Source organism: Deltaproteobacteria bacterium, assembly GCA_016874735.1.
Taxonomy (GTDB): Bacteria; Bdellovibrionota_B; Oligoflexia; order Oligoflexales; family CAIYRB01; genus CAIYRB01.
Map to the genome: position 1 here is coordinate 1 of VGTI01000081.1, position 11,336 is coordinate 11,336.

An 11,336-nucleotide genomic window follows, 5' to 3' on the forward strand; every position below is an offset into this window, starting at 1 on the left:
GCACACTTTGGCCAGATTCAAAGCAATCCGTGATTATTTTTCAAAAGCATCAAACGCGGCACTCTGCAGAGTGAGACCAGCGCTCGCTCCGCGAGTTGGCTGGCGATGCTTTCCTTACATTGCCGACGTTACCCCGGACATCCTCGGCAATGCCTACGAGTACTTGATAGCTAAGTTCGCTGACGACGCTGGCAAAAAGGGTGGCGAGTTCTACACGCCCAAAGAGGTTGTGCGCCTTATTGTCGAGTGCATTGGACCTGAGGAGGGTATGTCGATCTATGACCCAGCCTGCGGATCCGGAGGTATGCTTCTCGAGGCTGTCCATTATTTAGAAAAGAAGGGCAAGAACACCAAGGCTCTCAAACTTTATGGTCAGGAACGTAACCTCAACACCTGGGCCATCTGCCAGATGAACCTCTTCCTCCACGACATAGACGACTCCTTTGTGGAGAAGGGCGACACCCTTCGCGATCCAAAGCATCTGTCCGGCACCAAGCAGCTCCAGACCTTCGACCGCGTGCTAGCTAATCCGCCATTCTCGCTCGACAGCTGGGGCCACGACGAATGGAAGGGCGGCGACAAGTTTGGACGCGATAAGTATGGCTGCCCGCCTAAGTCCTACGGAGATTTGGCCTTTGTCCAGCACATGGTCGCCAGCTTGAGTAGTTATGGCAAGATGGGTGTGGTGCTACCGCACGGCATTCTATTCAGGGGCGGTGCGGAAGCAAAAATCCGTGAGGGATTAATCAGGGAGGATCTGATTGATGCGGTGATCGGTATAGCGCCGAACTTGTTCTACGGCACCGGCATCCCGGCCTGCGTCCTCATCGTCGATCGCCATAAGCCCAAGGCTCACAAGGGGCAGATACTCGTCATCAATGGCGCTAAGGAGTTTATCGAAGGTAAAAATCAAAATCGCCTGTCTGATGAACACGTCAAGCGCTTGGCTGGCGCCTATCACGAGTACAAGGACGAGGACAAATTCGCTCGCGTTGTACCGCTAAAAGAGATTGGGGAGAACGAGTTTAACCTCAATATCTCGCGTTATGTTCATATTGGGGAGGAGCAAGAGGCGATCGACGTCAAAGCGGAGTTTGCTAAGCTGCAGCAGTTGATTAAGGAGAGGGATGAGACTGAGCGGAAGATGATCGGCTACCTGAAGGAGCTTGGGTATGGTTCCTAAGGGGTGGCGGCTAATGAAGATAGGGCAGCTTGTAGAGGAAACTAAGGAGGTTTGCGGGCCTTCTTATCATTTACCGGTATTTTCTGTCACTAAGGATCGTGGCGTAGTACTCCAGTCTGAGAAGTTCAAAAAGCGAATCGCCTCAAGTGACACAAGTAAATACAGACGTCTTCCAAAAGGGCACTTCGCTTACGATCCAATGTCTCTTTACTATGGTGCTATTGGCTGGCAGCGTCTGTGCGAAGAAGGCATTGTAAGCCCTGCATATATTACTTTTCGAGCTCTTGATTTGGTAGAACCGCATTTTCTTTGGATGCTTTTCAAATCGGCTGGTCTTCAATCAGAGTTCGTGCGCAATACATATGGAGGTAATCTTGACGGAAAGCGAAAGAAAACCGACTGGCGCAGTTTTTGCGGAATCGAAGTCCCATTACCTGACCTTTATGAACAGCGCGCCATAGTCGAGCGCCTCTCCGCCATCGACGCCGCCATCGAAAAGACCAATGCCGTCATCGAGCAGACCAAGCGCCTCAAGCAGGGCCTACTCCAAGAACTCCTCACCCGCGGGATCGGGCATACGAAGTTCAAGATGACGGAGATTGGGAAGATTCCGGAGAGTTGGACGATGAAGCCCCTTGCTGAGCTTGGAGAAGTCAGGAGCGGAGTTGCTAAGGGCAAGAAGCAGATAAGGGATCCTGTCGAACTACCTTACCTGCGCGTTGCAAACGTTCAAGACGGACACCTTGCTCTTTCAGAAATTAAGACAATCATCGTCTCAAGGAGCGATGTCGTGCGGTATTCGCTTCAAACCGGTGATGTATTGCTAACTGAAGGTGGCGACATCGACAAACTCGGTCGGGGCTGCGTATGGAATGGCGAAATCGAGCTTTGTTTGCATCAGAATCATGTTTTCGCCGTGCGCTGCGATTCCTCGGCTTTGAACCCCAAATTCCTCTCGCTGCTAGCGTCAAGCGCATACGGAAAGCGCTACTTTCTTTCCTGTGCGAAGCAGACGACAAATCTCGCCAGCATTAACTCTTCTCAGTTGCGTGCGTTTCCTGTGCTGCTACCGAAGATGAAGGAGCAGGAGTGTATAGTGGAGTATGTGTCGGGGCTTGAGTCGGCTCTGACACAGGCGGAGTACGAGCTCGCGACATTGCACAGGATGAAAAGCCAAGTGGCAGGCGACTTGCTTCGTGGCCACATCCGTGTTTTGCGGGAGGTGCAATGACTGAATTCCACACAACAGAATGGCCTGCGAGCGAATTCTTGGGAACTCTTGGATTTTCTAGGATCGCGAGTGCTGATCAGGCCATTCTCCGAGATGGGGACCGTAGCGTGATTTTGCGCACGCATCTGGTCGCAGCTATACAACGCATTAACGGAGTCGATGAAGATACTGTAAATGCTACGTATAATGATCTCCTTCGACTTTCAGACAACGGCCGTTGGCTGCAGTATTTGCGTGGTGGTCATAGCCGAAAGGTGTCTGGCGAATTAACGAAGAAGACCATTCGCATTATCGACCTCAAGACCCCCGCTAACAATACGTTCAGCCTTGCCACTCAATTCCGTGTCCAATCTGAACAACCTCGCAAACCCGACATCGTCCTATTCATCAACGGCATCCCCGTTGTCGTTATCGAATGCAAAAAGCCCGTCCCAAAAAAGGACAAGAACAACGAGGCCATCGAACAGATCCTCCAGTACGAGCGCGACATCCCGCGCCTCTTCCTATCCAACGCATTCAACGTCGTAACCGACGGGGTCAACGTCCTCTACGGCGCTACCGGTGCTCCTGCCAAGCATTGGGGTACCTGGCGCGATCCCTGGCCTAAGACCCCGAAGGATTTTGGCGACGACGCTTTCAAGATCGGTCTCTGGTCACTACTAGAGCCAAGGCGCCTACTCGACCTGATCGCCCACTTCATCGTTTTCGAGACCAACAAGAGCTCAGGGCGTGTGGTCAAAAAAATCTGCCGATATCAACAGTACCGAGCCGTCAACAAAATGGTCGCTCGCGTGCAAGATGCGAAGCTCAAGCGAGGCTTAGTTTGGCACACTCAGGGCAGTGGCAAGTCGCTGACGATGGTGTACGGAGCGCTAAAACTCAAACATGACCTGACGGCGAGTGGGCGCGACCTCGAAAATCCGAATCTGCTGGTTGTCACCGACCGGAAGCAACTCGACGACCAGATCAGCAAGACCTTCGTTGCCTGTGGACTAGAGAATCCTGTCCAAGTCGAGTCGATGAAGGATCTTCATGCAGCAGTGCGTGCCGCAACGCATGGGGTGACGCTGCTCTCAACGATCCATAAGTTCAAGGGCTCCAGGACGCCGGTGCCGCATAGTGACCGCTGGATTGTGCTTGTAGACGAGTGTCACCGGACTCAGGAAGAAGACCTGGGCGCCTTTATGAGAGCTACGTTTCCCGATGCGACCTTCTTTGGGTTCACCGGTACCCCCGTTAAGAAAAACGACAAAAACACCTTTGAAAATTTTGGCGTGAAGGGCGAGGGCTACCTCGACCGGTACTCGATCGATGATGCCGTGGCTGATGGAGCTACCGTCCCGATTCACTACGCGAGCCGGATGACAGAATGGCAGGTTGAGCCCGCAAAGATCGACATGCTGTTCGATCAGTGGTTTTCCGAGGAGCCGCCCGAGGTCGTCGAGGCGATCAAGAAACGGGGCGTGACCCAGGACCTGTTAGCTAAGCACCATAGAAGGGTCGAACTGATCGCGGCCGATATTTGGGCGCACTACCGAGAGTTTGCCAAGCCGGATGGTTTAAAAGCGCAGATCGTTGCGGTCAACCGCGAGGGGATCATCCTATACAAGCGCGCACTCGATCGCGTGATAGCAAAGACTCTAGTGACTCAAGGTGTCGACCCTGAGGAAGCTAGACAAAAGGCCGGCGAGTATAGCCGATGCGTTTACTCTCCGAATCAAGAGGATGCTAAAGATAGCCCAGACGAAAGGATACAGGCCCTAAGACTGGATCTCAGGCGGCATGCCCTCGATCAGAAGGCCGAGGAAGAGGCCCTTAAGAACTTCAATAAACTAGGTGAACAGCCCACCTTCCTGATCGTTTGTGACAAGCTGCTGACGGGATTTGATGCGCCTATCGAGGGCGTAATGTATCTCGACAGCCCGCTTACCGACCACAATCTGCTCCAAGCGATTGCCCGCACCAACCGAGTATGGGATGAGGGCGAGAAAAGCTGCGGCATGATTGTGGATTATATCGGGGTCTCAAAACGCCTCGACCAGGCTCTGTCTGCCTATCGCCAGGAAGATGTCGGGACTGCGATGCGAGACATGGAGGGCCCAGCAAACGCTCTACGCGTCGCACATCGTGATCTAGTAAAGGCCTGCGGCTCAGTCAAACGACATCAGTCACCCAATGCTCGGGACGAGTACAATGCGCTGAGGGAGCACCTAGGGTCCCTCGATCAGTGGCTATCTTTTAAGCGGCTATTTCTCACATTCAAAGATGCGTACAGCTACCTATGTCCGGACCCTAGGGTCCTGGAGTACCAGAAAGACCTAAAGTGGTTCGTGGGATTTATTGAATGGGCGACGGTAGTTATTGAGAAACGTGAGAGCATGAGCCTGGCGACGTACAGCGCCAAGATTCGCCAAATGATTGAAGAGCACCTCGATGTCACTGGCATCAAGACGGTTTGTAAGCTTAAAAAGATAACGGACCCAGATTTTTGGGATGACTTCGCATTAGCGGCAAAAAAGAAGATCTCAGCAGAGGAAATCCTAACAACGGCAGCAAGAAAAGCGACCGAAGTGCGCCAAGCAGTCAAAGAGAGGGTAGCCGCCAACGAACTGCGATATGAAAAATTCTCGGAACTGGTAGAGGCAGCGATCCGGAAATACGAGGAAAACATAATCAGCGCCGCTGAGCTGCTAAATGAGCTCGACACTATTAGCAAAGACTTAGTCGCCGAAGATGATGCGTACAAAAAAACAGGGCTCAGCGAACGGGGCTATGACATCTTTAAAATACTGCTAGCGTTCAGGGCCAAAGGTTCTGATGGTAGTGGTGCCGCCGATGACAAGACCAGCGACTCTGATGCAGATGATACTAAAGATCGAGTGACATTCACGAAGCTGGCGAGCGACATCGAGCAGGTTTATAGCGATGACTCGAGTGCCCCAGCAGGATGGCACATCAAAGAGCAACTTCGGAAAGAGTTGCGTCGGAAGGTTCGCGAGTTGGCCCATCCAACAAATATCAAAGGATGGCAGAAAGAAGTTCCGGAGAAGGTGGAGGAATACGCGCTCAGGCGCTTCATCAAGGAGTGATGATGCCCGTCTTTACCGTTGGTAAGACTGAGATCCCCTATGACATCAAAGAGAGTGCGCGGGCGAAGCGGATGCGCCTGACGCTGACTGTCGATCGGCTATCTGTGACCGTGCCAAAAGATAGTGAGCAGACTTCCATTGATCAATTCTTACGTCAAAACGAGAATTGGGTTTTCACGAAGTGGCAGGAGATTCAAGAGAATCCTCCATTCAACCCATGGCCGGAGAGGTTCGAACCGGGAGCAAAAGTATTTTTCAATGGAAGGTGGGAGCCGATAGTAGGCCGAACTACTACACTATCGCGTAGTATCGTTGCCCGATACCGGGAAGGGATATGCCTGGAGGTTCCGGAGACTGGGGTCTCTGAGGCAGATATTCAAAGACAAATCAGAGCATTAGAGCGCAAACTTGCAAGAATTAATAGCCCCTGAAGCGATCCAAGGCAGACAAATACTTGCAATCTACCGAGGTATTTCAGTCCTATGAAGATTAACGAAAAATATATTGAGGCATTGAGGGAAATTAATGACTGGACCACAGTTGCCAACTGGGCAATCAAGGTGGGGGAGCTCTACCCGGATCTGCTAGCTAAGGCAAACAAAGAAGCCGCCAACCATAAAAGGCCATCGACAGGACTTCGAGAGCTAGCAGCAAGGATAAGCTCCTGCATATCGACTGGCGACTTTGCCGGCCTAGTGGAGGTGGATACTGCTGAGCGACCGAGGAATGTCAGATACCTTTCAGTCGAAAGTAAAGCTGCACTGATTGAACGTGACATCACATCAGATACCGAGCCTCTGACTCGTGATCAAAGAATCGCACAAGATCTACAATCGCTATCTACCAAAGATTTTTACCGTCTTGAAGAAATGAAAGCAGTGGTGGATACGCTCAACTCATATTTTCGATTGGACTTTGAAATCGATCATTCCGATGCCTTGTTAAACGCGGAGAAACCAGGCCGGCATCATCCAGACAACCTTCAAATACTATTGAAAAGCCACAACAGGAATAAACATAATAACAATTGGAATAGATTCACAATTGAAGAACAAATTGACTATATAAATTCAGCAATGAGAATCCAAGCCATAGTGGCTAAGAACTTGATGATCGACCTTGATGAGAAGGTAATTGAGTCCGTAATAGATCGCCTCCGATTGGTATATTGAGGCCAACTCGCTATTAAAGCCCTCGAACGCGGCAGCCCAGACATTGAGAGCGTTAGGTGCACCAATTCCTAAAGTCATCAGCAAAATCTGACTTGAACGGCGATCGCGGCTACTCGCATTGAACACTACAAGGGCCTTCAATGATGACGACAGCCATTGTGTAGCAACGATTGTTACAGAGAGTTACTTGCCCAGGCATATTGTCGATATGCTTAAAAATCTACTTCGCATTCAAATCGTATTTCAAATACGGGATCGATTTCGATGATACAGGACGTACGACCGAACTGAGCATGCTTGATACGCTCTGTGCGATTTTATTCGAAGTCACACATTTAATTATTATCGCCCCTCACCTAATCTTCTGCACCACCACCTCATACCGCCCCACAATCCCATTCCTCTTCTCCCCAGCATCTATTACCCCGCCCTAAGCCTTACGACGATTTTTGATGTTATCCATTTCGGCAAGAGCCGCGCTGACCCCATCTTCGTATAACACCTGCCAATGTGGATGTAGCAGCCTATTGAGCAACAAGTTCGGATTTTTGTCGCCGTCCCCGATCATGTAAAAGCTCTTATCGGCAACTAAGCGGTTGACGTAGCGACCAGGTCCATCGCAAGTAAGTATATGATACTCGGGATTGTCATCACAAAATTGCACAAGCTGCGGAAGACAAGACCGGCCGAAAGATCCGCAAAAATCATGTCCGCTGAGACCTAGCCACTCGAGCTCATAAAAATCTTTGACGAGTCCCACGCGCTGATTGAAGTCACGCGCACTGACGAGTAGCTCTGATTTGTTTTTACCTGCTCGCGCAACCACGCTCACTCCGTCAACTCTGTCTAGCCTGGATCCTAATGAGGCATCCTTAGAGGCTTATCGGAGCTTATTGGTTTAAATTAAACCACGATGCGCAACCCATGATTACCACAGGTATCCATATGCGTCTTTACTCCGTCTCGTCCCGCAAGCATCGAGCCACCCCCCTCACCTAATCCTCTGCACCACCACCTCATACCTCCCCACGATCCCGTCCCTATCCTCCCCCGCACCTATCATCCTCTCAAGTCCCACCACCCCAACTGACCCATTCTGCCCATTCTGCCCACCCCCAAAGCAAAGCTCGTCAATCGTCAGCGACAAGGCATGAGCCACGCGCTTCAAATGATCGAGGCGTCGCGGCATCACCCCGGCCAGCCAGTCGGAGATTACTTGCTTAGGGACGGAGGTCTTGCGCGCTAGGTCTGCAGCCGTCATCGATTGGTAGTCTAGCTCCGTCTTAAGACGCTTGCGCAGGATGAGTGTAAATTCGTCTTTGTTTTTTAAAGGGTCCTTAGAATCATCCATTTGCGACCTCACACTTCTTTATTTGCTCAGTATGTTTGTGGGTCACCCCACAGCGGGGCTAAACACTCCAACTCTATCGTCAATACGCGTGTCATCTGAGGTCACTAGGATGAGCACAAATTGTCAACACATATTTGGTGTCGACCGCGATATCGGACAACACCGTCATTTACGGCGGACAATAGGACTACTTGGCGGATTCTACGATCTCCATTAGTACTTCATCCACTTGGGGACTTAATCAGCCCACCACTGTACCCGCCCCTTTACAGCGCTAACCCTGACTGCACAGGCAACATGCCACTGATGATGGACCGCGATGCTAAGGCCCGTTACGCATTCCGCTGGGCGGAAAAGCGCTACGAACTAGCAAGCCTCACCGCACCACGTTCGAAATCCATGCGCCCGGGTATCGACGCCCCTGCATCCCCTTCATGGCATTGCGCCGCTCCCGAGACCACTGCCTGGAGGGCGTGTTCTCGATACCATCCACATGAACATAACGCATCGTGGTGGCGATATCCTTGTGTCCGGCGATCTTTTGGACCTGCGGCAGCGGCAGTCGGGCATCCATCCCGTAGCAATTAGCAAGGTTAGTCAGGCACGTGTGCCCAAGGCTGTGGACGTGGATCTCAAGTTTACATGTCATCACTGGAATAGCGCATGTCTCTGGACACCAAATCGGTCTTCCAAGTACAAATTGAGGGATCAGACATCATGAGGTTTCACTCCTGGAGCCGCTATTTAAACAAATAAAAGACCGCTTTCAGCTAGGTCCAGCGCTGCACCTTACTTATATCGAGAACTTAGTCGGCATCTGCGAAACAGGAGGCATCAGGGCCCGAAATCAACTTGCAGCCGTCAATTACCAAAGCCTCGCCAACGAGGATGTACAGACCGCGCGAGCAATAATTAAAGTGCCCTTTACCAATCGTTCGCTGCATGACTATGCGCCACTTTATTTTGGTTTCAAGACACCGATGGTTGCTTGGAATCAAACAAGGAACGAACAGATGATTTTCTTGCGCTTCAGCCTGGACATTCTCAGCCAAGGTGGCGTCGTGATCAGTGACGGTAACGCACGATCCAGTGCCACAAGGTTTTTCTCGTTCACAAACATGGATGACTTGGCTCAATTGGATGCATCTGCAATCAACACTGTCAAATACGCCCGTGACCCTGAGCTTAAGCGGCGAAAACAGGCCGAAATCCTTGTTCCAGACTTTCTAGCAATTTCTGAATGCATTGATATTATTGTCTTTTCGATGACGTCTGCAGCGACTGTCTTGGCAACTCTGGGGCGTTTCGGTATAAAAAAGGCGGTGCGGGTCAACCCTGGCCTATATTTCGGCACAGCGAATCCACGAAGCGACTTCTGATGATCACCTTTGTTACCGGGAATCTTTTTAGCTCTCACGCTCAAGTGCTCACCAATACGGTCAACTGTGTCGGCGTGATGGGTAAAGGTGTCGCCTTGGAATTTAAGACCCGATATCCAGAACTTTTTGCTGACTACCAAGCTCGCTGCGCGAGCGACGCTGTCCGTGTCGGCCAACCCTATCTGTGGGAAGACGACAAGGTTCAGGTCCTGAACTTCCCAACCAAACAGCATTGGCGCCATCCGTCGCAACTGGACTGGATCGAAGCTGGCCTGAAGTACCTCGCTAACCACTACACCGATCTTGGAATTCACAGCCTTGCCATGCCACCGCTTGGCTGCGGTAACGGAGGCCTGAGCTGGAGCGAGGTCAAGCCACTGATCATCAAGTACTTGGGCGACATCCCCGACCTTGAAGTCTATGTCTATGAGTCTTTGGCTAAGGCTACCCAGCCGGACCGGGACTCCCAGTCGGTCAAGGAAGCTCCGGATACGAACCCAGGTACGGCTGCAAGGTCGGCTCTTGGGATATCGCCAGCCTGATTGTTCAAACTAGACCGCGATATGAATGCTGCTTTTGTAGCCCTAAATTTTGCGCTTACAGAATACGCAACGGATCGCGAAACGACGTTAGGTGTGGAGAGCGAGGTTACTCGCTCGTTGAAAGTTCATATTCTCTACCAAGATGTCATACGACATCCCGCCCACAGCCGGCTGTGATTTATAAAGTAGGCGCGGCAATGCACCGTTCATGCGAGTTATCAATGCCCATAGGCGCGCCTCGTCCATAGCGCCGTCACAACCCATGGAACACTCGACGTAAAGGTAGCGCCACTCGATATCGAGCAGCCCTTCGAGCACTTGTTCCTCGGCTCCCTCGGTGTCGATTTTGATCAGATCATAAGTCTGCGGCAAATCCAGCTCCCGACATGTCTCCTGATTAAGGGATATAACGGAGACCTCGGTTTTAACGGCAGCCGTTGTCAGTAAGTTTGCCGTCGCTCTCGACGCAAAGAAGGACCCTTGCGCCGATTTTTGTGGCACATAGTAAAAGTCGATCATGGCGTGCTGTCGACCGATGGCATACGGGAACGTCACCCAACTTGAATCGTGTGCAGCGTTCTTCCGCAACAGCGGATAAATATCTCGATTAGGCTCAAAAGAGTAAATGCGCGCGCCTGGCGCGTAATAGCGCCACGTCGCAGCAAACTGCCCTAGATTAGCGCCTACGTCCAGCACTGTGGTGATTGCCGCTGGATCGACGAACCCATTCAGAATCGCTATTTCTTGCGGATAATGTTGGAGTAAGGTCGGCGTCCAGTAGTTGTCATAGTAAAAATTAGATCCCAGATACGCGATCTCACGCCTGGCTGTCAGGAGCGCCCTATACTTACTGACTAAGTAGATTAGCCTGGCCGTGATGGAGATATGATGTAACACCAGAAATCTAAGGTCAGACTGAAAATTCAGGGCAGCTTTAGACAAAAGTAGACGCAGCCTCGACATAAGACCTCGCAGCAGTGGTCCCCGGCATCTCACGACTCATCACGGGTGCTGCATCAATCTTCTGGCATCCATTGCGTGCTATCGGCAAAAGTCCGCCGCCACGGGCTGAAATCCGCTGCAGGTATAAAAATGTCGTCTCTAGTTGACCTTAAAGGTCAAGCCTCAGCCACTGCTGCACCCAGCAACCGCCCAATCTCGCCTGAAACATAAACATATGGCTGGACTGTTGTCATGCGGCAGGAGCATATCGAATCTCATCTAGCGCTTTGAGCATGAACTACCCCGACCAATCCTCACGTTCTCTGACAAGAGCGCTCCGGTATGGTCAGAGTTTCGTGCTTCAGCGGGCGGGTAACCCCACCCTCCACACCTGAGGACGGTTCCCGCCCCGTGACAAAGCCTGTCAAAGCATAATTCAAGATCACT

General features: G+C 51.4%; 11 protein-coding genes. 7 read left to right on the forward strand and 4 right to left on the reverse strand.

Going from position 1 to position 11,336, the window contains the following annotated elements:
- The 5 genes from FJ146_17865 to FJ146_17885 form a co-directional block, all read left to right on the forward strand.
- Positions 1-1,183: type I restriction-modification system subunit M (locus FJ146_17865; protein ID MBM4253838.1), on the forward strand; the 1,183-nt coding region annotated here is incomplete at its 5' end.
- A complete protein-coding gene (locus tag FJ146_17870; GenBank protein MBM4253839.1) occupies positions 1,173-2,414 on the forward strand; it encodes a restriction endonuclease subunit S in 1,242 nt (413 codons plus the stop codon). The genes FJ146_17865 and FJ146_17870, both read left to right, overlap by 11 nt.
- Complete coding sequence (locus tag FJ146_17875) at positions 2,411-5,503, forward strand: type I restriction endonuclease subunit R (protein ID MBM4253840.1); 3,093 nt, start codon at positions 2,411-2,413, stop codon at positions 5,501-5,503. The genes FJ146_17870 and FJ146_17875 overlap by 4 nt, the downstream gene beginning before the upstream one ends.
- The gene (locus FJ146_17880; protein ID MBM4253841.1) at positions 5,440-5,934 is read left to right on the forward strand and encodes a M48 family metallopeptidase; all 495 of its coding nucleotides are present in this window, start codon (positions 5,440-5,442) and stop codon (positions 5,932-5,934) included. Before FJ146_17875 ends, FJ146_17880 begins: the two co-directional genes overlap by 64 nt.
- Before the next feature lie 51 nt (positions 5,935-5,985).
- Entirely contained in the window at positions 5,986-6,675 is a 690-nt protein-coding gene (locus FJ146_17885) for an HNH endonuclease (GenBank protein ID MBM4253842.1), read from the forward strand.
- Between the two features lie 430 nt (positions 6,676-7,105).
- Here the strand turns inward: FJ146_17885 and FJ146_17890 are convergent, their stop codons facing one another.
- The 3 genes from FJ146_17890 to FJ146_17900 form a co-directional block, all read right to left on the reverse strand.
- Positions 7,106-7,501, reverse strand: a complete 396-nt coding sequence (locus tag FJ146_17890; protein ID MBM4253843.1) for a hypothetical protein — start codon at positions 7,499-7,501, stop codon at positions 7,106-7,108.
- Positions 7,502-7,666: 165 nt separating this feature from the next.
- Positions 7,667-8,026: a helix-turn-helix transcriptional regulator gene (locus FJ146_17895; GenBank protein MBM4253844.1), complete on the reverse strand. Its 360-nt coding sequence runs from the start codon at positions 8,024-8,026 to the stop codon at positions 7,667-7,669.
- Between the two features lie 376 nt (positions 8,027-8,402).
- Complete coding sequence (locus FJ146_17900; GenBank protein MBM4253845.1) at positions 8,403-8,678, reverse strand: phage integrase family protein; 276 nt, start codon at positions 8,676-8,678, stop codon at positions 8,403-8,405.
- Between the two features lie 55 nt (positions 8,679-8,733).
- Here FJ146_17900 and FJ146_17905 point away from each other — a divergent pair, with 55 nt between their 5' ends.
- Together FJ146_17905 and FJ146_17910 are read left to right on the forward strand one after the other, a co-directional pair.
- A complete protein-coding gene (locus tag FJ146_17905) occupies positions 8,734-9,405 on the forward strand; it encodes a DUF4433 domain-containing protein (protein ID MBM4253846.1) in 672 nt (223 codons plus the stop codon).
- A complete protein-coding gene (locus FJ146_17910) occupies positions 9,405-9,947 on the forward strand; it encodes a macro domain-containing protein (GenBank protein MBM4253847.1) in 543 nt (180 codons plus the stop codon). Before FJ146_17905 ends, FJ146_17910 begins: the two co-directional genes overlap by 1 nt.
- An 87-nt stretch (positions 9,948-10,034) precedes the next feature.
- On the opposite strand, the gene FJ146_17915 is transcribed toward FJ146_17910, so the two are convergent.
- A complete protein-coding gene (locus FJ146_17915; protein MBM4253848.1) occupies positions 10,035-10,910 on the reverse strand; it encodes an FkbM family methyltransferase in 876 nt (291 codons plus the stop codon).
- Positions 10,911-11,336 lie beyond the last annotated feature (426 nt).